The organism is Wolbachia endosymbiont (group A) of Anomoia purmunda (genome assembly GCF_947251545.1).
Classification (GTDB): Bacteria; Pseudomonadota; Alphaproteobacteria; order Rickettsiales; family Anaplasmataceae; genus Wolbachia.
In genome coordinates this window covers 738267-764308 of sequence record NZ_OX366362.1, presented here as the reverse complement: position 1 = coordinate 764308, position 26042 = coordinate 738267, and the positions used below count along the sequence as shown (strand labels likewise).

Genomic DNA, 26042 nt, shown 5'->3' with positions numbered 1-26042 from the left:
AGCAACAATATGCTCCTCTTGTCATCCCAGTATCAGCTACTTGGATGACAATCGCAATTACTTATTCTCTTCTTTATTATCTATGTCTTGATAATCAGAATCTACTACTTTTTCCTCTTTATCATTTGGATTCCCTTCTGATGAAAAGCCATTTTCAGCACTATTTTGTTGAGATGCTTGATACATAGCTTCTCCAAGTTTCATAGATAATTGAGAAAGATTAGTAATTTTCTGCTGTATTGAATCAGCGTCATCAATGTTATCAGATTTACTAACTTCTTTTAATTGGTTAACTGCATTTTCAATAGCAGATCTATCTTCTGGTGAAACTTTATCACCATACTCTGTCAGAGACTTTTCTGTAGAATGGACTAAGCTATCCGCTTGATTCTTCACTTCAATAAACTTTTTGCGCTTTTCATCTTCTTGCGCTTTTTCTTCAGCTTCTTTTACCATGCGATTTATTTCATCATCAGATAAACCACCTGAAGATTGAATGCGTATTTTTTGCTCTTTTCCAGTAGCTTTATCTTTTGCAGAAACGTGCGCTATTCCATTTGCATCTATGTCGAATGTTACTTCAATTTGTGGCCTTCCGCGCGGAGCAGGAGGTATCCCTTCCAAACTAAACTGGCCAAGTAACTTATTATCAACTGCCAATTTTCTTTCACCCTGATGCACCTTAATTGTAACGGCTGTTTGGTTATCTTCTGCAGTTGAAAACACCTGAGATTTTTTAGTGGGAATAGTAGTATTACGTTCAATAAGTGGAGTAAATACTCCTCCTAGAGTTTCAATACCAAGAGAAAGTGGAGTCACATCAAGTAGTAACACATCTCTTACATCACCTTGAATGATCCCCGCCTGTATTGCAGCTCCAATTGCTACAACTTCATCAGGGTTAACTCCTCTATGTGGATCTTTGCCAAAGAATTCTTTAACTTTCTCTATGACTTTTGGCATACGAGTCATGCCACCAACGAGAACCACTTCGCCAATTTGACTAGCAGACAAACCAGCATCCTCAAGAGCTTTTTTACAAGGAGCCATAGTTCTTTCGATTAAATCATTCACTAAGCTTTCAAGTTTTGCTCTCGTTAATTTCATATTTAAGTGTTTTGGACCACTTGCATCAGCTGTAATAAACGGTAGATTTATTTCCGTTTCCATTGCACTTGATAATTCAATTTTCGCTTTTTCAGCAGCTTCTTTGATTCTTTGCATAGCCATTGGATCATTTTTCAAATCAATGCCATTACTTTTCTTAAATTCATCTAGTAAATAACTCACTATTGCGTTATCAAAGTCTTCACCTCCAAGATGAGTGTCACCATTTGTAGCCTTTACTTCAAAAACCCCTTCACCTATTTCAAGTATTGAAACATCAAATGTACCACCACCAAGATCGTATACCACTATTGTGTGTCCATGTTTTTTATCAAGACCATAAGCAAGCGCTGCGGCAGTCGGTTCATTTACTATTCTGAGCACATTTAATCCAGCGATTTTTCCTGCATCTTTTGTTGCTTGACGTTGAGAGTCGTTGAAGTATGCTGGCACTGTTATCACAGCATCTTTTACTTCCTCTCCAAGATAAGCTTCTGCTGCTTCTTTCATGTTTTGTAGTATAAATGCACCAATTTGACTAGGAGAGTATTCTTTATTATCAGTGGTTTTAATCCATGCGTCACCATTTTTTGCCGCAAACACTTTATACGGCACGTTTAGATTTTTCATTTCAGAATCACCGTATTGACGGCCTATTAATCTCTTAGTAGCAAAAAAGGTATTACTTGCATTGGTGGTTGCTTGTCTTTTTGCTGGAGCACCAATCAATTTTTCTCCTGATGAAGTAAATGCAACTATAGATGGAGTAGTTCTTGCTCCTTCTTTATTCTCTATTACCTTTGTGTCTTTGCCCTGCATTATTGCAACACAAGAATTTGTTGTTCCGAGATCTATACCTATTGCTCTTCCCATAATGAGTACCCCATTGTAAATATTATCTGATATAAGAATATATAAGTATAGGACTCATTAATTACAAGCCCAATTTAGGTTTCTAGTTAGTTATTAGAACTTAAAAGGCGCGAAAGCCACTTAGTCAGCCAAAAATTGCCTCGTAGTTTATTTGAATTATCAGCTTCTTCATTGTTGCTATCCACAATTTGGTATCCAGAGTTCTGTAATGGCTTATAACCGTTTAAATTAACATCATCTCCTTGTTTTAAAACAAATGCATTTACATCTAAACTGTTATCAATACTAACTTTCAATGTAATATTAAACTCTTTTTCGATTGTAGAAACTGTATTGCGTTTGTTATTAAAAATGTGCGCTATAACTGCACTGTGTGCTACTAAATCAAAAGACTTATTTCGATTCTTGTTAGCAATATGTTGTAAATCCCTTAGTATTGATGAAACAATTACTTCGTTTGATTTTATTCTTCCAGTGCCTTTGCAGTGTAAACATTCTGTAGTATTAATTTCTTGTATGTTTGGTTTAATTCTTTGTCTTGAAAATACCATTAAACCAAAGTCATTTATGTAGCTAAATTGAACTTTAGCTTTATCATCTTTAAACGCTTGCTTTATAGCAGACTCAACAGCTCTGCAATACTGATATTTCAACATATCAATAAAATCGACTACTATTAATCCTGATAGGCCTCTAAGATTCACCTGTCTTGATATTTCAGGTACTGCTTCCATGTTGGTTCTATAAGCTGTTTCTTCTATGCTATCTTCTCCTGTCATCTTTCCTGAATTCACGTCTATCGAAACAAACGCCTCAGTTAAAGTTATTATCAAAGACCCACCAGATGGCAATTCTACTCTATTGCTATATAACTCAGAAATTTGGTCTTCAATTCCGTAGTAGGTAAAGATCGGAGCATAACCTCTATACAATCTATAGCGCAACTTACTACCTTTTAGTGCATTGTTAGCATATTGCCTAACTGCCTCAAAAGCTTCCTTTCCAGACACTATAACTTCTATATCATCGCCACAAAAATCACGAACAGATCTCATAATTACATCTGCTTCGTTGTAAATTAATGATGGAGCATTTACAGAGAAGGCATTTTTTTGAATGCTCTGCCATAATGAGGATAAGTAATTGTAATCCTGCTCAATTTCTTTCTTATTTTTTCCTGAACGAACAGTTCTTACTATTAAACCTGATCTTTTTGGCAAGTTTATTGAACTCAGTATCTCCTTTAACTGCTTTCTGACATTAGCATCTTCAATTCTGCGAGACACTCCACCTTTACTCATGGAATTTGGCATGAAAACACAGTATCTACCCACTAAAGTTATGTATGTTGTAAATGAAGCTCCTTTATTGCCTCGTTCTTCTTTAGTTAGCTGAACCAATACTTTTTGATTTACTGAAATAACATCTTGTAATTTGTATTTTTTATATAAAGGTACCTCTCTTACAAAACCACTACCTGACTCATTGACATTCTTACTAGCTGCAGAATCTGAAGAGACATTTGCTAGGGTATCGTTCCCTTTTTCTGTATAATCGTCATTTGAGTAGCTCTCAAAGATAGTTTCCTTTTCTTTTTCTGGAATATTAAAGTAATCTAGAGATATCTCGGAAAAAGACAAAAAACCTTGCTTATTTTTTCCATATTCGATAAATACGGCTTGCAAAGAAGGCTCTATACGCTTTATATAAGCAACGTATATATTACCTCTTAATTGTTTTTTTTCCTTGAATTCTTGTTCAAATTCTACAACCTTATTATTAACTGACAAGGCAACTCTTACCTCATTAGAACAGGTGGAATTTTCTATCAATAATAACCTTTTACCACTATTTGCCACTTATATTTACCGTTTGCTTTTCATTCTGAAGTTAACTTCATGCTACTTAATGCACTGTTGATTGTCAAGAATTTTACGATCTGCATTATTCGGTTGACTTTTAGTGTTTTGCGTAATAAACTCGCATAGAATTTATTATATCATTATAAGTATGGCGAAAAAAAATGCTTCTTTGCTCGTTAAGTTAGTTAGCACTGCAATCAAGACAACAAAAACTGGTGAAGAAAAATCAACAGGTTATTTTTATGTAAAAAAGCGTAATCCAAAAAAGCTCACCAAAAAACTGGAGTTTAGGAAGTATGACCCAGTAGTCAGAAGGCATGTGTTATTTAAAGAAGAAAAACTAAAGTAATTTTTTTATAAGGGATTTTATTATTATGCAAAATTTACAATTAAGTTATCCTATAATAGTAGAGTTGGGGGATGTAAAAGATACAAAACTGAAATTAATAAAGATCATTGTACAATTAATAAGTAAGAAGTACACAACACAGAAAAAAGCAGCAAACGCTCTAAAGATTGATCAACCTAAAGTATCTCAAATCAATAGGTCAAAAATCGAAGGGTTCTCCTTAGAATACTTGCTTAACTTATTGATTTTATTGGGCCAAAACATAAACGTAAGAATAAAGCATAATTCTAAACCTGCATAATATGGTATCCGTTCAGCGGAGTGGCAAAATAAGGTAGACAAGATAAATCAATCCCGGTGTCAAGCACTGGGATGACAAGGTATAAACCTTATCGTCATGCCGCCGCGACCGTCATACCGTGATTCATTCGCGGTATCTCTAGATCCCGCTAACAAGTAGCGGGATGAAGGTTATCAGGGTGTCATCCCAGCACCCCTACGATGTCATCCCAGTGCTTGACACTGGGATCCAGGAATTTTATTAAGTTAGTAAGCATAAAAGTAGCCGTTTTATGTTAAAATACAACGTTTTGATGATTATGAAAAAGCTGGATTCCAGTGTCAAGCACTGGAATGACACCATTTGTTGTAAACTCACTTCTTCTTGATTTGCAGAACAATAAAACGGTAAGCTAAAAAGGAACTTATTACTCAACAAAACAAGACTTAAAATTTTGTGCAATGCTATTGATTATAGCTAGATATGCATCTTTTCCAGGCTCTATGTCTGATCCAATAGGATCAAGAACTACCATTTTTGCGTCATTAGAAAGGGCATTAGGCTTTATGCTATCTTCCTGTGAATGAGCAAATATACATTTAACGTTTTCTTCTTTCATTATCTTTTTTAGCTTCATTAAACTCCTCATACCTATGTAAGAATCCTCTTCTATGGAAAGAATGGCACTTGGGTGATTTAAACCAAAATATTTTTCAAAATATTGATAAGCATCGTGAGTGACGATATATTTTTGATTTTTAAAATCATTCAGTTCTTTCATGATTTCTTTTACTTCTTGGTTTATTTTTTTTATAGCTTTTGTTGCATTAGAGTTGTATCGATAGGAATTTTCTTTATCTATGTTAGACAATGTTGCACTTATAGAAAGTATCATGCTCTTTGCATTTTCGGGACTCAGCCAAATGTGTAAATCTTTTTCATCTTGAATATTAGTGATTTTTCTAGAAAATGAATGTGGCCGAGTAGGAAGTAGGTTGATTGCCTTTGACAATTGCACTAGTTCTTTATTATTTTTGGCGAAAGTTTGAACAAACGTCTCTAAGTTATCGTCAACATAAAATATAACGTCACTTGATTCTAAATTACTCGCATCAGATGGCTTTAATATATAATTATGCGCAGATGTTGCATAGCCAAGCAATTCCGGTTCTAAAATCCCTTCTGTAACAGAAGCTACAAGTGAGTGGATAGGTTTGATTGTAGCTACAACTTTTAAATTGGATGAAAAGGCGATATTATAGTATAGTGTAAATGAAAGTAATAAAAAAAAAGTCAGTAAATGTCTCATATAAACGTTGAGAAGAAGTTAAATTTTGTCAATAAATTGAATAATGTCAATAATCGTGTTCTAAAAATAGAAAATCTTGCTCTCACATATGATGGTAAAAGAATCCTTGACAATATCAATATGTTCATGGAAAGAGGAGACGTAATTACAATACTTGGTCCAAATGGTGGAGGTAAAACCTCTTTAGTGAAAGCAATTGCTGGCATAAATAAAAGCTGTACCGGTAATATCGTATTTGCTGACAACATAAAAATTGGCTATATGCCACAAAATTTTAGTATTAGTAATTTGATGCCAATAACAGTTGAATATTTCCTTTTAAATAGCTACTTGAAAAGACTAAAGAAAAATCAATCCATTATTACAGAAACGATAGAGTTGGTTGGTATCGGTAACATTTTGAAGAATCAAGTGTTAGAAATTTCTGCAGGGCAAACACAATTATTGCTACTTGCACGTTGTTTAATTGCAGAGCCTGACTTGATCATTCTAGATGAACCAGTTAGTGCAATGGATATTAACGCGCGGGCTAAATTTTATGATATTATAAATAAAATAGCAAAAAAACGATTGGTATCGATTCTTATGACTTCTCATGATCTTAACTCTGCTCTACCATCCTCAGATTACATAATTTGTATAAATAATACTATCTATTGCCAAGGCAAGCCTGATGAGATCATGAAAAATAGAACCCTAAATGAAATATTTAGCAGTTACGCAGCGAAATGATTCAAAATATTTTGCGTCTTCTGCACATAACTACGGTGCTGACGCGTTACAATATATTACCTTATTTACTTCCACCATCAAAAAAATCAATAAATAAAATACAAGGCCACAAGCTAAAGTGTGCTCTTGAAAAATTAGGTCCGGTGTTCATTAAGTTTGGGCAGTCTATCTCATCACGTACTGATGTTTTAAATGAGGATATAACAAATAACTTGTTATTGATATGTGATAGATTGCCATCATTTTCACATAAAATAGCAGTTAAAACTATAGAAAGTGAGTTTAATTGTAAATTGAGCGACATTTTTTCAAGCTTTTCTGAAAAGCCAATTGCAGCAGCATCGATTTCTCAGGTGCATAAAGCGGTTACAACTGAGGGTAAGGAAGTTGCTGTGAAGGTTTTAAGGCCAAATATTGAGAAAACATTCTCAAGGGATATAAAAATGCTTTCTTGGCTTGCAGAAATTGCAGAAAAATTTAGCGAACAATCAAAAAGGCTGAGGCCAATTGAATTAGTCAAAACTTTTGCTGAAATTTGCCGATTAGAGTTAGATCTACGTTTTGAAGCTGCTCACTCTTCGGAACTAAAGGAAAACACAAAAAATGACAGAGGTTTTTACGTACCTGAAATAGATTGGAATAGAACTGCAAAAAAGGTTTTAACATTAGAATGGATAGAAGCAACGCCAATATACGAAGTTGAAAAACTGAATAATCATAAGCAAATAGCTATCAATCTTATAGAATCGTTTTGTAATCAGGTATACAGGGATTGTTTTTTTCATGCTGATATGCATCCTGGAAATCTAATGGTTGATAGTAATAACAATATTATTGCTCTGGATTGTGGAATCATGGGTAGAATAGATCGTGAGACATGCTATTACGTTATAGAGATACTCAAAGGCTTTTTAAATCGGGATTATGATCACGTTGCAAAAATGCACTTTAAAGCTGGTTACGTTTCATCACAGCATAGAAATTTTGTCACAGCTTGCAGGGCAATAGGTGAACCCATTATTGGACAGCCTATACAGAAGATTTCATTTGCTAGTTTACTTGTTCAGCTATTAAAAATAACTGGTGATTTTGATATGAAAGTTCAAACACAATTGTTATTGCTGCAGAAAACTATGATTTTACTGGAAGGGACATGTAGAAAGATCTACCCAGAAATCAATATGTGGAAAGTAGTTGAAGCGTGGATAAGCAGTCAACATGAAAGTAAAATAGGGTATAGGGAAAAAATTAGAAGTTCTTATCCTGTAAAAACAATCCAAGGGATATTTAGCCTTATAGAAAAATTAAACCTAATAGCTGATAAAAAATTAGAAAACATCCAAATTAAAAATAAATCAAATGGAAAAGTCTATTTTTTACTGTGGTCTGTAATTATAATTCTAATCGTTAAATTTTTAATTTCTTAAACTATGGGAAAAAACTGTGCCAAACCCAATTTTTATTCAACTTAATTTTTAATCTGCAGGAGTCGAGTTGAGAATGTCCAATTTTCCACTTTCTTTATAGCATAATATACTTCAGCGCCTCTTGCTCCTTAAGAATACTCTGAAGTCTATGGCTCACCACTTATGTGTAAATTAATCGTTAATGTTGTACACGTTCTTTTCTTTTTCTACTCTCTCTTGCTCTTCAATACAATATATAGCAAGCGGATTAGCTTTAAGTCTTTCGACTCCTATTTCTTCTCCTGTTCCATCGCAGTAACCATAAGTGCCTAATTTTATTTTTTCTAACGCCTCCTTAATTTTTTCTTTTCTATCTTTTCGACGCTTGATTAATTCCTCGTTTCCACTATCTCCATCAGAATAGTATGTATCAATACTATTCTCTTCTAGTTCTTGTTTCTCCAGCTCAGCGAGTATTGATTGTAACTTTAAGCTGAAGTATTCCAGTTGTTTTACGCTCATATATTCTTCATCTTCTGAAGGAGTGTAATCTTCTGGTGACTTTATTTTTGGTAACTTTTCCATAATTGCATTATCAAAAAAATAATAAAACCTATATAATTTATGAACAAAAAATTATACTACCTCAAAGTAAACACTATAATTTATAATAAACATTTAAAAGCCTAGTATGATCGACTTAGTAAAAAAATTAGCAATAGATGATAAGAATCTTAGCTATATAGTATGTATTTTTATCATAATGTTAAGTTTATCTTCATTTACACTTGAAAACAACAATAAACAAGAAGTTATGTTAACATTAACATGGATATGTGCTACATTTGTTTTGCAGATCTCTACAAATAATTTGTTTACATCTGATTATTATGATGGAATATTAGAGCAAATCTTTGTACAGCCACTCTCTTCTAGGCTTATAGTTGCTTATAAAATTTTCGCTCACTGGTTATTATTTGGGTTACCGATTTCAGTAATTTCTTCCATATTCAGCTTTGCAATTCTAGGCAATAGTATTGAACACTCAATAGCAGTTGGAGTGTCTTTATTATTTAATACGCTGATAATCATTAATATTTCAGCTACTGGAAATGCATTGATGATTGGTCGAAACAACTTAGCATCAGGAGTATCGCAAATTCTTGTTTTGCCAATGATAATGCCAACCTTTGTGTATTTTAAAATGCTAACTCAATTTGAAAATTTGTCCTTGAATATTTATACACTACTAATCACCATCTTAATTTTTGTCATTTTGATTGTTAACAGCACTATAACTACTCACATGGCATTAAAATTTGCTGTGGAACAGGATTGAAAAATCTTACTGTTATTCAGTAGGTATCCGTTCAGCCAATGGCGTCAACTTAAGAGCCTTCATTAGCAAACCTTCCTATGGATTTTCTGAAAAGTTTTTGAGTATATTGTATTTTTAATTTGTAGAACAAGATTTTTTCCTTTTTGCATGTTTCACCTAAAAAGGACACATTTTAAACTTTTTTGTTGAAATAAAATAGAAACAAAAGTGCTGTTTCTTGCACTCTTTGGATAATGTAATGATAAAAGAATTTAGAGAGAAATTTTATACACAATCACTGATATTTTCCCTTAAGTTGACGCCATTGAGTGTACCATACGCGTCAAGTTAAGAAGCAAGGGTAAGAAAATTCAATGAACTTAAGGTGGATACTCTAGTTTTTCTATATCTGTCTTTCACAGAAAATTGTGACCAGTCTGTGGTAAGTTTTTTCAGGAAAATTCTCAAATTATTAATTTTACTGCTTAACGCTAAAAACAACTCCCTAATCCTTCTTTTTAATTCAATGAATGCCTTTGTTAAACTCAGCTCTGTATTCTCTTTCAGTTTTATACAACCAACTATTCCATGAAATATAAGAATTGCGCACAATTTAGCGTATAGTTCACATAATACTCTGTATGGTTTTCCTTTAAGTTCGTCAAGCCTGATGTGACTCTTATACAATTTAAATAATAATTCAATCTGCCATCTTACCCTGTAAACTGTTAATACTTGTTCAGCGCTGATTTTACTCTCTGGAACGTTAGTTATGAATATCGACCAATCCAGCAATTTTTGATTCTTTTGAGAAGATGTATATCCATGTGATTTTGCTAACTTATTAGCCCTTCTTCTTCTAATTATAGACTGTTCTTCAGTTAATTTTTGACATATAATTCTCACTTTAATTTTTACTTCTTTTCCTAATAGCACTTCCATCTCTAGAAGGGATTGACCTTCTAAACATTCCAACAACTCTATTTTTTGATTTGTTTCTATATCATATATATTGGTATCAGACTTATAACGACTAACAAAATATGCACCTGCTTCATCAATCTGTTTAAAAGAACTAGGCACAAAGTAGCACAAATCAAATATTAGCAAATCATTGGCTGATAAACCGTTCAGATAATCCCTATAACCTTGATCCGACCTTATTCCTTCTATTAAATTTAACTTATCTAGCGCTTGGTTCAGGTAATCAAAGACTAACTGCAGCTTTATTCCTGATTTGGTATTACTCTCACAATCTCTATAGCTACTCCCATATCCTTTGTACATATCTTCCATGCTACTGGGCAGGCTAATATAGCTACTATCCAATAGCTTAATGCTTCTAAATTGCTTCAAAATTCTGCAATCAACCTGTAAGCTGTTTTTAAATAAAACTAAAGATTCATTATACATTCTTTTCATAAATTCCACTGCTTCTTCAGTAAATCTAAAATCCAAACCCTGTTTTGTAATTTCTATCGAGTCTTCATTTAGCAATTGGCACATTGTTTCTATGCTGCAATCACCAACTCCTATGTTACCAAAAACCATAGCTTTTATGAATGATGAGCCATTAAGTTTTCTCTTTCTTTTTATAAAACCTACTGCAATTGATATTTCGTCTGCTTTTTCATTAAAGAATTCATTGAGGTCTTTTGATAAGCAAGCTATTCTGTCCATTGTAAGTTCTCTCATTCACATATCCAAGAGAACTTATACCTTATTCTTTTCCTTCACTCTATCAATTTTACTTACACTTTTCCTTAACTTGACGCGTATGCATCGCTTGGCCCTGTCAGTGCATTTATGTGTGAATTATTTCCAACAAAGGTTCGGTACAGCGGATTTGGTTTGTCAAGAAATATAGCTGCTGGATTTTTTGGTGGTCTTGCACCATTTATATGCACAACAATTATCAAAGTTACAGGACAAGAGACTTCAGCTAGTTTTTACATGATTTTCTGTGCATTAATTGGGCTAGTTGCTATATCACAAGTTAAGGGTTAGCTTTCTTCAAGATCACTAAAAACAAGAATTATAGCTACAGGGTTTTAGTTATAAGGCGGGAAGTGCCAATTTTTAGGTGATAATGTGAATATTTCAGCACCATCTTTTGTTACTCCGAGCGTATGTTCAAATTGAGCAGAAAGTGAAAGATCACGTGTTGTCACTGTCCAGTCATCGAGTTTACTGAGCAGAGTCTCATGTTTTCCAGCATTAATCATTGGCTCTATTGTAAAAAACATACCTTCCTTCAAGACGAGATTTTCATCTTGATCATAGAAATGCACTACATTTGGTGGAGCATGAAAGACTTTTCCTATACCATGTCCGCAGTAGCTGCGTACGATAGAATATCCAAAATCTCTAATATATTTTTCTATAGCAAGCCCTATTTCATTTAACTTATTGCTGGGTTTAACTTGTTTAATTGCTTCCATCAATGCATGATAAGTAGCGTCACATAAACGTTTTGCTTTTATTGATGGCTTGCCAACCCAAAACATGCGGCTTGTATCACCATGCCAGCCATTTAAAATCACCGTAACGTCAATATTCAAAATATCTCCACCTTTAAGCGGTTTATCATCGGGAACACCATGGCACACAACTGCATTTTTTGAAGTGCAGATTGACTTTGGATACCCCCTATAGTTTAGTGGTGCTGGAATTGCACCTGCATTCATTATAAAGTCATGACATAGATCATTTAACTCATTAGTTGTCACTCCTACCTTTACGTATGGTGCAATGAAATCAAGAGTTTCAGCAGCAAGCCTGCCAGCCTTGCGCATAAATTCAAAATCTTCTTGTGAGTGTATAGTTATGTTCGTATTTTCCATGTCTTATTGTAATTTGTGATCCTTTACGCTTACTCGCAAGTACATAAACATAATAACTTTACATATTATAAAAATAAGTCCTATGGATCCTAGTGTCAAGTCATTTGTATGAAAGGTGGTAAAACAGAAATCTAGACTGTAACTTTTGATTTAACCCAATTATACAATTTACTCATTTTACCATCCTGACCTAAAATACCAGAATTATTTTTATAAAAAGTGTCAACTATTAGCTTTATAGAACCTATAGCAGCAGAAAATACAGGATTTTTATCATATTCGCCATCAAGACCGCTACAAGACTCAGGGCACCCAATTCGAACTTGCTTATTGAATATATAGCCTGCAATTTCTTTCATGCTTGTGATTTGACTAGTTCCACCTGTGATCACTACTTTATTAATTGGATCTTTCTGCTCTTGAAATTGCTCTCTTACCATTTCAAGTATTTCTTCAACTCTTGGTCTTATGATGTTAATAAGCTCAGATTTGAATACTTGAGTAGGTTCATCATTTTCACTATTTTGCACTGTAATATATTCGTTCTCATCTATTGAAGTTACGATAGTGCTACCATATAGTATTTTTATATACTCTGCACGTTCTATGCTTGTGCATAGCCCGTAAGCAATATCTCGAGTGATATGAACGCCACCAATTGGAACGCTGCTTGCATACACAAGTTTCCCTCTTTTGAAAATTCCAATTGCAGTGCATCCACCACCTATATCAACAATAGCAGTCCCGAGCTCTTTTTCATCTTCACTGAGACACGCAAGACCTGCAGAATATGCAGAAGCAATACAACCTGCCATATTTAATCCACCATTATTGGTAATACAGTTTTCAATATTGGTAAGCGCTGGACGCGAAGCAGTGACAACATTAACATCAGCAGATAGTCTTTTTCCGTACAATCCACCAACTTCTTTTATGTCAGTCATGTCATCTAAGTGATATTTTAGTGGTATATTGTGAATGATAATATTGTCTTCAATATATTTCTCAAATGTTTGGAAAACTACACGTCTTATATCACGCTCAGAAATCTCATGGTTAGCTGCAATAATTTCATTGTGTACATTGAAAGATGAGATGCCACATCCAGCAATGTTTACATATATCTGATCTATGGTTTCTTCTGATACTTGCTCAGCTAAACCTATAGTTGATGAGATGGAGTAATTTGCGTGTTTTACATTAGTTATCGACCCACCGTTTACACCTTCTGCAATCTTATAGCCCGTTCCTGTTACTTTATAGCTGAAGTTGCCATTTATTTTAACGATTAGACAAATAATCTTTGTTGTACCTATGTCTAAAACAGCAAAAACGTTTCTCTTTGGCTTTGCTATTACTGCAGAGTACATTAGTTAACCTTATTACGCAATTTCATTTAAATTGTAGCTTTCTTTAATAATTTATATTTCTATTATAGATATAGCAACATTTTAATATACACTAAATTCTGGACAAAAGGAAAAGCAAAACATAGAATTATAATTTTTATGTCCATATTACCAATTGTAATTGCCCCTGATGAAAGACTAATCACACGTGCCAGTGAAGTAACAGATATAAACGATAAAATTAAAGAATTAGTAAACGACATGTTCGAAACTATGTATGATGCAGAAGGTCTTGGCCTTGCTGCAGTGCAAGTGGGGGTGTTAAAGAGAATTTTTGTTGTGGATGTTCAGCTAGAAACAATTGAAAATGAGCCAGCAGGATATGAATCAACTGGCAAGTTTTGCATGATTAATCCAGAAATTACGGAATTATCTGATGAACAAGTGATTCTCAAGGAAGGGTGCCTTTCAATTCCAGAGCAAAGCTATGAAATTAAGCGTCCAAAGTATTTAACTGTGAAATACAAAGACTTAAATAACGAAGAACAGACGCTAAAAGCTAGTGGTTGGCTTGCAAGGTGTATTCAGCATGAATTAGATCACTTAAACGGCATATTATATATTAGACATTTATCTAAGTTGAAGTATGATATGGCCATGAAAAAAGCACAAAAGGTTAAAAAGCATTATGAGCAATGAAGACCTAGAATTACTAAAATTTTACCATGAAGTGGGCGTTGATTGCACACTAATGGAGGGTGAAGAGGAAAAAAAGTTGGAGAGCAAAGAGAGTGTGCAACCCTCTGTTATCCAAACTGGAACCAAGAAGAAAGATGCAGATACGCGCTGGAATGACACTAAAGATGGGAAAGAGCAGCAATCCATGTTTCCAAGTGACTGGATAATTGAAGCAAGGAAACTTGCAGGTAAATGTGGTAGTGTGGATGAATTAAGAAGTGCAGTTGAATCATTTGAAGGTTGTGAGATAAAAAAAACTGCAACTAATACTGTCTTTTCTGATGGTAATCCAAATGCAAAAATTATCCTCGTTGGTGAAGCTCCAGGGGCAAATGAAGACCTTCAAGGCATACCATTTTGTGGTGCAAGTGGAATGTTGCTCGATAAAATGTTAAATGCAATCAATCTTGATCGCACCAAAGTTTATATAAGCAATACCGTATTTTGGCGCCCACCTGGTAACAGAAAGCCAACTGACCTAGAGCTTGATATGTGCAGACCATTTGTTGAGAAGCATATTGCACTAGTTTCACCACAGATTTTGGTTTTAGTTGGTGGAATTGCGTGTTATAGCCTTCTTGACAGCACAAAAACTATATCGAATTTGCGTGGTAGATTTCATACGTACACTAACCAATATTTGTCCAATTCAATCACCACAGCCGCTATATTTCACCCAGCTTACCTACTGCGTCAGCCAATGCAAAAACGTTTAGCCTGGGAGGATTTAAAGAAGATTAGGGAGTATCTTGATAACACCAATAACTGTACGAATACTTAACACCACTGGTGTCGAAAAGTAGCCCGCAGAAAAGAAAAAACTTACTTGACAAGCCTTAACAGCTCCCTTATCATGAAACTGAAGCTATTGTATTTGCTTTCGCCAATCTGCAGATTAAAAGGTAAGGATTACTTAATGTATCGGCGTCTTATGTTCAATTTTTTGCAGTATATAGATACTGTATGTCTTTACAAAACTTCATCTACATCTAGATTTTTATCTAAATAAGCTGAACGCGCTTATAAAGCGTTACAAGACATCAAAAAATGCCAATACTCGACAGAGATAGTAAAAGACTAGCTAACTCGGGGATTCTTTGTCTTTTTTTCTGCTTAGTAAACTTCTTAAACATTTGCAGCGTAAATTAGTTGCAATTAAAAGCAGCTGAATTTCGCTTGTCAAGCGTTTAAAACATAAAAAACGCCAATATTTTAAAGCGGATAATAACCCCAGGGCTTCTTTTGCCTTTTTTTTCATTTGGTAAATTTCTTAATGCTTGTGGCTAAAGCAATTTAAGAGACCGAAAATGGTGTCATTCCAGCGCTCCTGTGATGTCATTCCAGTGCGTGACACTGGGATCTAGCCTTTATTATGCAGCCACTTGGTTGAAATTAAGTTTCCTGGATCCCAGTGTCTGGGCACTGGGATGACAGGGGGGGAGGCTACTTGCATGACACCATTCTTTTTTCTGGATCCAAGTAGTCAGGGCACTGGAATGACACTATCATAAGGTGAATATGGATCCCAGTGGGCTTTGTTGCATCGCTACTTATGAAAGGCTAACTATAGTTAGGATTATAAGCAACCTATTGAAAATCTTGTTTTTTTGCAATCAATCTGATCAAATTTAAGAATAGTAATTTGTTATTTATATTAATAAATTTAATTCTATTGAAAATAGCTAAAGCATTGAAATTCTTGAATTTTAGCCGGATTGGTGAATCATACGCGTCAAGTTAAGGAAAAGTGTAAGTAAAATTGATAGAGTGAAGGAAAAGAATAAGGTATAAGTTCTTCTTGGATATGTGAATGAGAGAACTTACAATGGACAGAATAGCTTGCTTATCAAAAGACCTCAATGAATTCTTTAATGAAAAAGCAGACGAAATATCAATTGCAGTAGGTTTTATAAAAAGAAAGAGAAAACTTAATGGCTCATCATTCATAAAAGCTATGGTTTTTGGTAACATAGGAGTTGGTGATTGCAGCATAGAAACAATGTGCCAATTGCTAAATGAAGACTCGATAGAAATTACAAAACAGGGTTTGGATTATATTAGCCTGCCCAGTAGCATGGAAGATATGTACAAAGGATATGGGAGTAGCTATAGAGATTGTGAGAGTAATACCAAATCAGGAATAAAGCTGCAGTTAGTCTTTGATTACCTGAACCAAGCGCTAGATAAGTTAAATTTAATAGAAGGAATAAGGTCGGATCAAGGTTATAGGGATTATCTGAACGGTTTATCAGCCAATGATTTGCTAATATTTGATTTGTGCTACTTTGTGCCTAGTTCTTTTAAACAGATTGATGAAGCAGGTGCATATTTTGTTAGTCGTTATAAGTCTGATACCAATATATATGATATAGAAACAAATCAAAAAATAGAGTTGTTGGAATGTTTAGAAGGTCAATCCCTTCTAGAGATGGAAGTGCTATTAGGAAAAGAAGTAAAAATTAAAGTGAGAATTATATGTCAAAAATTAACTGAAGAACAGTCTATAATTAGAAGAAGAAGGGCTAATAAGTTAGCAAAATCACATGGATATACATCTTCTCAAAAGAATCAAAAATTGCTGGATTGGTCGATATTCATAACTAACGTTCCAGAGAGTAAAATCAGCGCTGAACAAGTATTAACAGTTTACAGGGTAAGATGGCAGATTGAATTATTATTTAAATTGTATAAGAGTCACATCAGGCTTGACGAACTTAAAGGAAAACCATACAGAGTATTATGTGAACTATACGCTAAATTGTGCGCAATTCTTATATTTCATGGAATAGTTGGTTGTATAAAACTGAAAGAGAATACAGAGCTGAGTTTAACAAAGGCATTCATTGAATTAAAAAGAAGGATTAGGGAGTTGTTTTTAGCGTTAAGCAGTAAAATTAATAATTTGAGAATTTTCCTGAAAAAACTTACCACAGACTGGTCACAATTTTCTGTGAAAGATAGATATAGAAAAACTAGACTATCCACCTTAAGTTCATTGAATTTTCTTACCCTTGCTTCTTAACTTGACGCGTATGGTTGTCATCCCAGTGTCAGCTACACAACTGTACGAACATTTGTTTTTGTTAAACACAACAAATGGTGTCATGCCAGTGCTTGACACTGGCATCCAGCTTTTGATCGAAAATGTTGTATAGTGCACAATCAATTTTTCTGGATCCAAGTAGTCTGAGCATACAACTGTACGAACGTTGTAGTTTGGGAGCAATTCCCACCAGTGGGGTGTCATCCCAGTGCCCAGACACTGGGATCTAGCTTCTATGCAACTTAATTAAAAACGTTTATTTTAGCGTAAGACAACTACCTTTAGCTCATCAGCTCAGCTATAAGCAAAATTTCTGGATTCCAGACTGGAATGACACCATTTGCTGTGCAATTTACCTTCAAAAATGAATGTTCGTACAGCTATGTGTCTGAGCACTGGGATGACATCCTCCCTGGTGGACTCAAATTACAATGTTCGTGCAGTACGCACTGGAATGACAGGGCTTTAAGAAATCCAATGTAGTGGTAAACCTTACTTATTTAGTTATACTAGAAACAAAACAGAAAAATGCTCAAGCGTAGCGGTCCAAAAGAATTAAAGTCTATAATTGAAAATTACGCATTAAAATGCATGAAAAATAAGATTAGCAAAAATGAAATACGTCTGATTTTAAACTGGCGAAATATAGTAGGGAAAGAAATAGCAGAGTGTACAAAACCGAAAAAGATCTCATATGCACAGAATATAAATTCGGGTGTGTTGCATCTGGTAGTAACAAATGGCAGTAAAGCATTGGAAATTCAGCATATGATTTCTCTTATAATAGAAAAAATTACGATATTTTTTGGTTATAAAGCAGTATATGGTATAAAAATTAAGCAAGAGAGTATTGACTATTTGACTATATAAGGTAATCTAAGTACATAGAATAATTTGGTATATTAAAGTGAGTAGAGTTTGTGAATTAACAAATAGAAAAAAATCTTTTGGTAATAAGGTATCACATTCGAATCGTAAAACAAAGCGTACCTTTCTTTTAAATTTACATAAGGTTACGTTGACAAGTGATATATTGAATAAAAAGTTTAGATTTCGTGTGGCAACAAGAACTTTGAGAACTATAGATTACAAAGGTGATTTAGATGCTTTTTTGCTCAACACAAGAACGATTAAACTAAGTGAGAAAGCGCAGAAGATAAAAAGAAGGTTGAAAAAAGTTTTAGTAAAGCAAGAGGTAGAGTTAGCCGTTTCAGATGCATAACAAACCTCAATGGCTCAGAGCAAAAGCTCCGACCGGTGAAGTATTCAATGAAACCTTAAACATCGTTAAACTGCATAACTTGCATACAGTGTGCGAAGAGGCTGCATGTCCAAACATTGGTGAGTGTTGGAATAAACGTCATGCTACTGTAATGATTCTCGGTTCTGTTTGCACTCGTGCTTGTGCATTTTGCAACGTTGCAACTGGCATTCCTGATAAATTAGATCCTCATGAGCCAGAAAATTTAGCAAAAGCGATAAAAAAGTTAAACTTAAAACATGTTGTCATTACCTCTGTTGATCGTGATGATTTACCAGATGGTGGCGCAAATCAGTTTATACAGTGCATAGAAGAAATTAGAAAGATAACTTCAGAAACAACAATAGAGATTTTAACTCCTGATTTTTTAAATAAGAAAGGAGCATTTGAAGCAATCGCTGTTGCATCACCTGATGTCTATAACCACAATATTGAAACAGTGCCGAGATTGTATGCAAAAATAAGACCACGAGCTCGCTATTTTCATTCACTATATTTGCTGAAGATGGTAAAGCAGATTAATCCTAAAGTTTTCACAAAGTCGGGGCTTATGGTTGGTCTTGGAGAAACAAAAGAGGAAATATTTCAGGTTATGGACGATTTGCGCAGTGCTGAGGTTGATTTTATTACAATTGGTCAATATCTACAACCAACTCCAAAACATGCAAAACTTGATAGGTATGTTACCCCAGAGGAATTTGAGCATTATAAATACATTGCTTACTCCAAAGGTTTCTTAGTGGTTGCATCAAGCCCACTCACTCGGTCATCATACCACGCTGAAGAAGATTTTAACAGGCTCAAGGCCTGTTGTTGATATTTATGTTAATTCAAATTAATTTTTACTAATTATAAAGGAGTTGAGCAACTTTACGTAATGTCTACTATAAAAATCAAGAAGAAATCGCAATTAGTTAAAGAGGTATTCGACTCCGTAGCAAATCGCTACGACACCATGAATGATATAATGAGCCTCGGAATGCACAGATTGTGGAAAGATAAAATGGTAAATAGTGTGCATTTTACAAAAAATTCTAAGGTTTTAGATGTTGCTGGAGGAACTGGAGATATAGCAATAAGAATAGTAAGAAAAGACCCAAGTGCTAAGGTTACAGTATGCGATATAAATCAAAATATGCTAAGCAGAGGACGTGATAAAGCTATAAATTCAAACCAAATTAATTTTGATTGGGTATGTGCGAGTGCAGAAAGTTTACCATTTGAAGACTCCGAATTTGATTATTGCACAATAGCTTTTGGCATTCGAAATGTTTCTGACCGTAAGAAGGCTTTAAATGATGCGCACAGGGTATTAAAACCACATGGAAAATTTATCTGCTTAGAATTTGCCCCTATGCACTATCAAAATGAGATATTTACCAAACTTTATGACTTATATTCATTTAAAGTAATTCCTAAAATTGGCAGCATAGTTGCTAAAGACAAGAGTTCTTATGAATATTTAGTGAAGAGCATTAGAGAGTTTCCAACTCAGGCTGATTTTAAAATGGAAATTGAAGAGGTAGGCTTTAAGAATGTTGAGTTTCATAATATGAGCTATGGAATAGTGGCATTACACATTGGAACAAAATGAATATTAAATTCTGGTATAGAACGCTGGATTATTATCTCATCCTTCCAGTGTTTTTTTTGCTCACTATAAGCTTCATTCTTGTTTATTCAGCAAGCCCTGTAATTGCGCAGCGTCTTTTTCTACCACAGGATTATTTTATACGGCGCCATACAATTTATATAGTCCTGTCACTAATTACCTTGGTAACATTTTCTTTTCTCAACACAAGAACTATACTTAACCTCTCATTCGCAGGTTTCATTTTATTTACTATTCTAGTAGCAATTGCGATAATACTTGGTATAGAGGTAAAAGGTGCGAAACGATGGTTACATATTGTCAAAATTTCAGTTCAACCATCTGAGTTCGTAAGACCATTTTTTTCTGTTGTTATAGCTAGTATCTTGGCCAGCGAAATGAGGTTTAAAATGCACATATCAATCATAATATTTCTGTTAGTTTTTGTGTTGTTACTTTTGCAACCTGATTTCAGTATGTCCATGCTTTTAACATATTCTTTTATTGGTCAAATGTTTATTGCATGTATACCATTTTTATACTTTCTATGCATAATAGGAATGGCCACAACTGGAACTACAATAGCTTACTTATGCCTCCCACATATAAAGCAAAGGATTTACAATTTTGTCTTTTTTACGCAGCGCGATAACTTTCAAGTCACAAAATCATTAGAAGCATTCAAAAGAGGTCAATTAACTGGAGTTGGACCTGGTGAAGGTAGCGTAAAAGCCTCTCTTCCTGATTGTCATACAGATTTTGTGTTTTCTGTTTTAGCAGAAGAATTTGGTTTGATTACGTGCTTAGCCACATTGATGTTATTTGGTATCATTTCCACCCGCTTGCTTTACGTTGCATATAGGGAAAATGAATTATTCAATCTGTTAGTGATTCTCGGTATCTCAATTCAATTCATCACACAATTCATAATAAACATAGGGGTAACATTGAGTGTTTTTCCAACCACCGGCATAACCCTGCCGTTACTTAGCTATGGTGGTTCTTCTCTTTTATCTTCGAGCATCGCACTTGGCATAATGCTGTCTTTCAGTAGAAACCAAGCTATCGCATTAAAGTTTCGTGAGCGTGTTATGCTTGGAAGGTATATGGACTAGTGGTCACAACTTATACCGCTTACAACTATTATTGGTATCCCTCCAAAATGGGTATCTGTTCAGATGAGTGGCAAGAGATATTATGAAATCTGAAAGAGTTATGTGGAAATTTTTCAGAAAATATTCCACTGACATGCTGAGCAACAAATACGTCACTATGTCGTTTATCGCAAAAACTTATATTTTTCGTAACCATTCACACTTAATTCTGCAATTCTTCAATCTCACTAATGGACAGGCCAGTACACTTGACAATAGTGTTAACATCAATACTATTGACTAGCATTATTTTTGCAACTTCAATTTTTCCTTCAATTTTTCCTTGTTGAATAGAAGAAAGATAATCATCAATGTGTTTCTTAGTTTGATCATAAGCAAAACGTTCTTCTTTACTCCAGTTATATTGATTTAACACATCATAAGCTCTACCAATAATAACATCACTACCTATTATTTTCTGTAGATCTTTTTCGCTAGTTTCATCGGCGTACTTAAAAAAATAAATCCATTTTTCAACAATATTTGAAAGCTGATCTTCTTTTGTCTTATTAAACTTTGGTAGCTCGATGAAAGTGAAACTAAAATCTTTGAGATCATATTCATAGGTAATTTTATCAAAAGTAACGTGATCAGATTTGTAAGCCAGCTTGTTAGGAAATAAGATAAAATCGGCGATAGCAATAAAAATAACTCCTTTAAGATCTTGATATTGATCACCTTTGTGAGCTTGACTTGAATAAGCTTTAGCAGCATAGTATTGAGCGCGTTTCTCAAAGCCTGTAGTTTTAACAACTTGCATTTCAATAATTAGCTGGGTTCCAGCAGAATCAGTACAGAGAACATCAACAATGCTCTGCTTTTGAGAAGCAATATCAGGATCCTGAATGGGACTTAAGAAAGAAACATCTTCTATTTGATCAACATCAGTAAGGCCTAGCATATCATTAAGAAAGTGAATAAGAATATCCTTATTATTTACAGAGCCAAAAATACGCCGAAAGGCAAAGTCGTTCTTAGGATCGAGAAACTTAGAAATAGCCATAGTAAAAATGCTTAGAAAAGATTAATAATTATACACTGTTATTAACAACTATTCAATCATATTTTAAGCTTAACTTGATACTATAAACTGTGTCAAGCTGCCGCCTTGCCACCTCCTGGCACATTCCCATTTACGTTTTGCGCTTCTTTCGTTTCATCCATTTTAGTACTAGGTTTTAATATGCTATATGTAATACTACTAAATGAATTCTTATAGCTAGACAGCCCCATGCCGAGCCGCTAACAAGTAGCGGAATGACGGCAGTCCTACGCCATACCGCCGCGCGGTATCTCTTAGCCGCTAACAAGCAGCGGGATGACGGTTGTCGTTAAGCCTAAATTACTTTAGCTATAAAAGTCTAATTTTGCTTAGTAAGCACACTAACTATGAAACAATCTATATTACCATCAAAAACAGAATTTATATTACCCACTTCATGTCCGGTTCTTAAATCCTTCACCATTTGATATGGATGCATAACGTACGATCTGATCTGATTGCCCCAGCCTATATCGCATTTTTTACCATATTCTTCAGCCATCTTTTGTTCTTTTTTTTCCAATTCAATTTGGTACAAACGTCCTTTAAGTAATTTTAACGCCTCATCTTTATTTCTGTGTTGAGAACGACCATTTTGGCATTGAACTACAACACCAGTTGGAATATGCGTAATGCGTACCGCACTTTCAGTCTTGTTCACATGCTGACCGCCTGCTCCGGAAGCACGGTAGGTGTCGATCTTTAGATCCTTTTCATCCACAGCAATATCAATTGAATCTTCGATCACTGGAGTTACTCCTACACTTGCAAAACTGGTATGACGTTTACCATTTGCATCAAATGGCGATATTCTAACCAGCCTGTGAATTCCACTTTCACTTTTTGCCCACCCATAAGCTTTTTCTCCAACGATTTTTATCATTGCAGACTTTATACCAACCGACTCTCCTTCTAATTTTTCTACAACTTCAACTTTAAAGTTATGATAAATTTCTGCCCACCTTATATACATGCGCATCAGCATTTCAGCCCAATCATTGCTCTCGGTTCCGCCAGCTCCTGAGTGGATTTCTAAAAAGCAGTTATTATTATCTGCTTCACCAGTAAATAAGGACTCTGTTTCTTTACACTTGATTAATTTCTCTAGCTTAGCTAATTCATTTTCAACTTCAGAGAAAAATTCTTCATCATTTTCATCAATAGCAGACTTCATTAAGCTGATGGCATCGTTGTAATCGCTTTCCAGCTTTAAAAACGACTCCACGTCATTCTTAATTTTAGAACGTTCTTTTAAAACTTCTTGTGCTTTTTGGTTATCCTGCCACAGATCATCATTCGACGCTTGGGAGTCAAGCTCTTCAAGACGCAACTTTAATTTTTCTATGTCAAAGACACCTCCTGATAAGAGAAATACTTTTATTTAAGCTTTGAAAGTGTTCAAGAATTTCTGGATAAGTTTTCATTATACTTTAGATTTTAATATATTTACTATCAATAACAATAACAGTAAACAAAATAGAAATTTAACCATATGATAGTTAATTTAAATAATTTCATTATACTTTAATGTTTAAGGAAATCAAGCGCGTATATTTATTAAAAAATAAGGTAAAGTAATGAATATTGAAATAAGTTCCCATTATGGTTTAGACAAAAAGGCTATTGATGACTTAATAGAGTCACTTGATAACGAGGAACTAGAAAATGTTCGTAATATTGTAAAAACGATAGATAGCGTTCAGTTAGCTTATTTTTTATCTACTTCGATCAGTGATCACAGAGAGAAATTAGTTAATATCCTCGATCAACATTTGTTAAGTGATGCCCTAGTGCATGTAGTGCCAGATTTACAAATAGAGATCATAGAAACATTGGGAATAGAAAATACAGCAAAGTTACTAATGCTCCTTGATGTAGAAGATATAGTAACCATAGTGAAAGATTTAGATAGAAAGTCTGTAGAAAATATACTTTACTATTTGCCCAGCAAAACTCAGAAATCGGTAGAGGAGTTGCTATCATATCCAGAAGAAAGTGCAGGAAGGTTAATACATAAAGATATGGTTATAGCTCCATATTATTGGACAATAAATCAACTGACAGAATTTGTGTGCAACTATAAAAAAATACCAGAAAAATTTCACCAGATATTCATTATCAACTCAAAATTAGAGCCTATAGGCAGTGTTAATTTAAATAAGGTAATATCTCACTCAGGAGACACAATAATAAAAGAGATAATGGATCATGACATAAAAATCATTAAAACTGGAGTAGACCAAGAGGAAGTAGCAAGAATATTTAAAGATTACTCTCTATTATCAGCTCCAGTAGTAAATAAGAATGGTAAAATTATTGGTGTGATCTTAATTGAAGATGTGATAAAAGTTGTTCAACAAGAAACAGAAGAGGATGTACTCAAAATAAGCGGTGTATCTTCTAAAGCCGATATAAATGCCCCTATACATAAAACTATAATTAAAAGGCTACCTTGGTTACTGTTTAACCTCTTAGCTGCAACAATGTGTTCCATAGTAGTTGGCTTTTTCGATGATGTAATAAAAAGTTTTATAGTACTGCCAATAATCATGCCGATAATTGCATCAATGAGCGGAAATGTAGGATCCCAAACAGTAACGCTAACCATCCGGGCAATCGCAACAAAATATTTAACTGAGCAAAATGCAAAAAGAATACTGATGAAAGAATTTTTAATAGGTCTTATAAACGGGGTGATCTTATCTACTATTTCATTAGTAGTGTTAGCAATAAGGTTTCACAACTTCAAAGTGGAGATGATTTTTGTGGTCTCCATGATTATGATGTCAATTATTGCAACGTTCATCGGAACTTTCATTCCTATAATGCTTCATCGCTTAAAGTCTGACCCTGCCGTTTCTTCTTCAATCCTAACATCGGCAACAACTGATATTCTCTCAGCTCTTATATTTCTTGGTTTAGCTACGATCTTTTTATTAAATAGCTAATACTATCTATAGCTATACCGCCCACAACTATACGAACATTGCAATTTGCAGGCAATTTGCGTGGCAGATGGTGTCATCCCAGTGCCCCTATGATGTCATCCCAGTGCTTGACACTGGGATCCAGGAAAGTTTGCTTGTAAGCAAGCAAACTAGCACAGAAAGTGGTTACAACATTTTCGATGAGATTATATGGAAAACTGGATTCCAGTGCCAAGCACTGGAATGACACCCTTTTTGGGTCCTCTAAGTAGCCTATATGGTGTCATCCAAGTAGCCTCCCTCCCCTGTCATCCCAGTGTCCCTATGATGTCATCCCAGTGCTCCTTTCTCATCATCCCAGTGCCCAGACACTGGGATCCAGGAATTTTATTAAGTTGGTAAGCATAAAAGTGTTATGTAAAATACAACGTTCTTGATGGGATTGCGTGAAATGCTGGATCCCAGTGTCAAGCACTGGGATGACAAAAAAAGGAGCACTGGCATGACACCTCTCTTGGACTCTTTTAGCCACAAACATTAAGAAATTTACTGAGTGGAAAAAAAGGCAAAAGATATCCCGTGTTAGCTAGTTGTCACTCTCTAATCCTGCAAATTGGCTTGCTATACTGTCTTAAACAGCGCGTTTCAGCTTATATAGGTAAAAACCCAGAAATGTTGTGAAGACGTAAGGTGCGCATAGTGCAAAAAATTAAAAATAAGACGCCAACTACGTAATACTGTTGTCGTTTAATCTGCACAGATTGAAGATAAATGAATACCTTCAGTATCATGATAAGGGGGCTGGCGAGGCTTGTCAAGCAAGTTTTTTCGTTTCTAACGGTTGTTGCCAAAAACTAT

General features: G+C 34.5%; 29 protein-coding genes and 1 pseudogene. 19 read left to right on the top strand and 11 right to left on the bottom strand.

What is annotated here, in order from left to right; genetic code table 11:
- Window positions 1-57 precede the first annotated feature (57 nt).
- Window positions 58-1980, bottom strand: coding sequence for a molecular chaperone DnaK (gene dnaK, locus OPR57_RS03975; protein ID WP_265035800.1), 1923 nt, complete (start codon window positions 1978-1980; stop codon window positions 58-60).
- An 86-nt stretch (window positions 1981-2066) separates the two neighbouring features.
- Window positions 2067-3839, bottom strand: a complete 1773-nt coding sequence (locus OPR57_RS03970) for an Rne/Rng family ribonuclease (protein WP_265035798.1) — start codon at window positions 3837-3839, stop codon at window positions 2067-2069.
- A gap of 151 nt (window positions 3840-3990) precedes the next feature.
- Between OPR57_RS03970 and rpmG the strand changes: the two genes are divergently transcribed.
- Window positions 3991-4191 (top strand): 50S ribosomal protein L33, encoded by a 201-nt coding sequence (rpmG, locus tag OPR57_RS03965; RefSeq protein WP_015589280.1) that lies wholly within the window; start codon window positions 3991-3993, stop codon window positions 4189-4191.
- A gap of 25 nt (window positions 4192-4216) precedes the next feature.
- On the top strand, window positions 4217-4492 hold the full coding sequence (locus tag OPR57_RS03960; RefSeq protein WP_265035796.1) for a helix-turn-helix domain-containing protein: 276 nt from the start codon (window positions 4217-4219) through the stop codon (window positions 4490-4492).
- A 406-nt stretch (window positions 4493-4898) separates the two neighbouring features.
- Here the strand turns inward: OPR57_RS03960 and OPR57_RS03955 are convergent, their stop codons facing one another.
- Window positions 4899-5780 (bottom strand): zinc ABC transporter substrate-binding protein, encoded by an 882-nt coding sequence (locus OPR57_RS03955; protein ID WP_265035794.1) that lies wholly within the window; start codon window positions 5778-5780, stop codon window positions 4899-4901.
- Between OPR57_RS03955 and OPR57_RS03950 the strand changes: the two genes are divergently transcribed.
- Both OPR57_RS03950 and ubiB read left to right on the top strand, forming a co-directional pair.
- On the top strand, window positions 5772-6512 hold the full coding sequence (locus OPR57_RS03950) for a metal ABC transporter ATP-binding protein (protein WP_265035792.1): 741 nt from the start codon (window positions 5772-5774) through the stop codon (window positions 6510-6512). The genes OPR57_RS03955 and OPR57_RS03950 overlap by 9 nt on opposite strands.
- The gene (gene ubiB / locus OPR57_RS03945) at window positions 6509-7939 is read left to right on the top strand and encodes a 2-polyprenylphenol 6-hydroxylase (protein ID WP_265035790.1); all 1431 of its coding nucleotides are present in this window, start codon (window positions 6509-6511) and stop codon (window positions 7937-7939) included. Before OPR57_RS03950 ends, ubiB begins: the two co-directional genes overlap by 4 nt.
- A gap of 171 nt (window positions 7940-8110) precedes the next feature.
- On the opposite strand, the gene OPR57_RS03940 is transcribed toward ubiB, so the two are convergent.
- Window positions 8111-8503: a TraR/DksA family transcriptional regulator gene (locus tag OPR57_RS03940; RefSeq protein ID WP_064124828.1), complete on the bottom strand. Its 393-nt coding sequence runs from the start codon at window positions 8501-8503 to the stop codon at window positions 8111-8113.
- A 106-nt stretch (window positions 8504-8609) separates the two neighbouring features.
- On the opposite strand from OPR57_RS03940, the gene OPR57_RS03935 reads away from it, so the two are divergent.
- Complete coding sequence (locus OPR57_RS03935) at window positions 8610-9257, top strand: heme exporter protein CcmB (protein WP_265035787.1); 648 nt, start codon at window positions 8610-8612, stop codon at window positions 9255-9257.
- A gap of 327 nt (window positions 9258-9584) precedes the next feature.
- Here the strand turns inward: OPR57_RS03935 and OPR57_RS03930 are convergent, their stop codons facing one another.
- Window positions 9585-10916: an IS4 family transposase gene (locus tag OPR57_RS03930; RefSeq protein ID WP_406831642.1), complete on the bottom strand. Its 1332-nt coding sequence runs from the start codon at window positions 10914-10916 to the stop codon at window positions 9585-9587.
- Between the two features lie 99 nt (window positions 10917-11015).
- Between OPR57_RS03930 and OPR57_RS03925 the strand changes: the two are divergent.
- A pseudogene (locus OPR57_RS03925) lies at window positions 11016-11243 on the top strand (MFS transporter); the annotation flags it as partial.
- Window positions 11244-11287: 44 nt separating this feature from the next.
- Here OPR57_RS03925 and map read toward each other — a convergent pair.
- Both map and ftsA read right to left on the bottom strand, forming a co-directional pair.
- Window positions 11288-12079, bottom strand: coding sequence for a type I methionyl aminopeptidase (gene map / locus OPR57_RS03920; RefSeq protein WP_265035783.1), 792 nt, complete (start codon window positions 12077-12079; stop codon window positions 11288-11290).
- A 131-nt stretch (window positions 12080-12210) separates the two neighbouring features.
- Window positions 12211-13449: a cell division protein FtsA gene (ftsA, locus tag OPR57_RS03915; RefSeq protein ID WP_265035782.1), complete on the bottom strand. Its 1239-nt coding sequence runs from the start codon at window positions 13447-13449 to the stop codon at window positions 12211-12213.
- Window positions 13450-13587: 138 nt separating this feature from the next.
- On the opposite strand from ftsA, the gene def reads away from it, so the two are divergent.
- The 4 genes from def to OPR57_RS03895 all read left to right on the top strand — a co-directional run bounded on the left by def (window position 13588) and on the right by OPR57_RS03895 (window position 17188).
- Window positions 13588-14127 (top strand): peptide deformylase, encoded by a 540-nt coding sequence (def, locus tag OPR57_RS03910; RefSeq protein ID WP_265035781.1) that lies wholly within the window; start codon window positions 13588-13590, stop codon window positions 14125-14127.
- Complete coding sequence (locus OPR57_RS03905; RefSeq protein WP_265035780.1) at window positions 14117-14947, top strand: uracil-DNA glycosylase; 831 nt, start codon at window positions 14117-14119, stop codon at window positions 14945-14947. The genes def and OPR57_RS03905 overlap by 11 nt, the downstream gene beginning before the upstream one ends.
- Before the next feature lie 601 nt (window positions 14948-15548).
- Window positions 15549-15677, top strand: a complete 129-nt coding sequence (locus OPR57_RS08030; protein WP_410541008.1) for a hypothetical protein — start codon at window positions 15549-15551, stop codon at window positions 15675-15677.
- A gap of 314 nt (window positions 15678-15991) precedes the next feature.
- Window positions 15992-17188, top strand: coding sequence for an IS4 family transposase (locus OPR57_RS03895; protein WP_406831644.1), 1197 nt, complete (start codon window positions 15992-15994; stop codon window positions 17186-17188).
- Here OPR57_RS03895 and OPR57_RS03890 read toward each other — a convergent pair.
- The gene (locus tag OPR57_RS03890; protein WP_265035777.1) at window positions 17159-17413 is read right to left on the bottom strand and encodes a hypothetical protein; all 255 of its coding nucleotides are present in this window, start codon (window positions 17411-17413) and stop codon (window positions 17159-17161) included. The two genes, OPR57_RS03895 and OPR57_RS03890, sit on opposite strands and share 30 nt — an antisense overlap.
- A 126-nt stretch (window positions 17414-17539) precedes the next feature.
- On the opposite strand from OPR57_RS03890, the gene OPR57_RS03885 reads away from it, so the two are divergent.
- Genes OPR57_RS03885 through OPR57_RS03860 form a run of 6 tightly spaced genes read left to right on the top strand, consistent with a single transcriptional unit; the run spans window position 17540 to window position 21176 of the window.
- The gene (locus OPR57_RS03885) at window positions 17540-17692 is read left to right on the top strand and encodes a hypothetical protein (protein ID WP_265035776.1); all 153 of its coding nucleotides are present in this window, start codon (window positions 17540-17542) and stop codon (window positions 17690-17692) included.
- 45 nt (window positions 17693-17737) lie between these two features.
- Window positions 17738-18079 (top strand): DUF721 domain-containing protein, encoded by a 342-nt coding sequence (locus OPR57_RS03880; protein WP_265035775.1) that lies wholly within the window; start codon window positions 17738-17740, stop codon window positions 18077-18079.
- Between the two features lie 37 nt (window positions 18080-18116).
- The gene (gene rpmB, locus OPR57_RS03875) at window positions 18117-18431 is read left to right on the top strand and encodes a 50S ribosomal protein L28 (RefSeq protein ID WP_006279619.1); all 315 of its coding nucleotides are present in this window, start codon (window positions 18117-18119) and stop codon (window positions 18429-18431) included.
- On the top strand, window positions 18424-19287 hold the full coding sequence (gene lipA, locus OPR57_RS03870; protein WP_265035774.1) for a lipoyl synthase: 864 nt from the start codon (window positions 18424-18426) through the stop codon (window positions 19285-19287). Before rpmB ends, lipA begins: the two co-directional genes overlap by 8 nt.
- Window positions 19288-19347: 60 nt before the next feature.
- Window positions 19348-20064: a bifunctional demethylmenaquinone methyltransferase/2-methoxy-6-polyprenyl-1,4-benzoquinol methylase UbiE gene (gene ubiE / locus OPR57_RS03865; protein WP_265035773.1), complete on the top strand. Its 717-nt coding sequence runs from the start codon at window positions 19348-19350 to the stop codon at window positions 20062-20064.
- Window positions 20061-21176, top strand: a complete 1116-nt coding sequence (locus tag OPR57_RS03860; protein WP_265035772.1) for an FtsW/RodA/SpoVE family cell cycle protein — start codon at window positions 20061-20063, stop codon at window positions 21174-21176. The genes ubiE and OPR57_RS03860 overlap by 4 nt, the downstream gene beginning before the upstream one ends.
- A gap of 202 nt (window positions 21177-21378) precedes the next feature.
- Here the strand turns inward: OPR57_RS03860 and OPR57_RS03855 are convergent, their stop codons facing one another.
- Window positions 21379-22218, bottom strand: a complete 840-nt coding sequence (locus tag OPR57_RS03855) for an Rpn family recombination-promoting nuclease/putative transposase (RefSeq protein ID WP_265037478.1) — start codon at window positions 22216-22218, stop codon at window positions 21379-21381.
- A gap of 358 nt (window positions 22219-22576) precedes the next feature.
- A protein-coding gene (gene prfB / locus OPR57_RS03850) for a peptide chain release factor 2 (RefSeq protein ID WP_265037476.1) occupies window positions 22577-23681 on the bottom strand; the annotation gives its coding sequence in 2 pieces (ribosomal slippage) (window positions 22577-23605 and window positions 23607-23681; 1104 coding nt in all).
- Window positions 23682-23834: 153 nt separating this feature from the next.
- Here prfB and mgtE point away from each other — a divergent pair.
- The 3 genes from mgtE to OPR57_RS08025 all read left to right on the top strand — a co-directional run bounded on the left by mgtE (window position 23835) and on the right by OPR57_RS08025 (window position 25586).
- Entirely contained in the window at window positions 23835-25205 is a 1371-nt protein-coding gene (gene mgtE, locus OPR57_RS03845) for a magnesium transporter (protein WP_265037474.1), read from the top strand.
- A 67-nt stretch (window positions 25206-25272) separates the two neighbouring features.
- Entirely contained in the window at window positions 25273-25431 is a 159-nt protein-coding gene (locus OPR57_RS03840) for a hypothetical protein (protein ID WP_265037473.1), read from the top strand.
- Entirely contained in the window at window positions 25395-25586 is a 192-nt protein-coding gene (locus OPR57_RS08025) for a hypothetical protein (protein ID WP_265037472.1), read from the top strand. The genes OPR57_RS03840 and OPR57_RS08025 overlap by 37 nt, the downstream gene beginning before the upstream one ends.
- Here the strand turns inward: OPR57_RS08025 and OPR57_RS03830 are convergent.
- Window positions 25537-25716 carry a hypothetical protein gene (locus OPR57_RS03830; RefSeq protein ID WP_156518024.1) on the bottom strand — a complete coding sequence of 60 codons (180 nt, stop codon included), beginning with the start codon at window positions 25714-25716 and terminating at the stop codon, window positions 25537-25539. The two genes, OPR57_RS08025 and OPR57_RS03830, sit on opposite strands and share 50 nt — an antisense overlap.
- Between the last annotated feature and the right edge of the window lie 326 nt (window positions 25717-26042).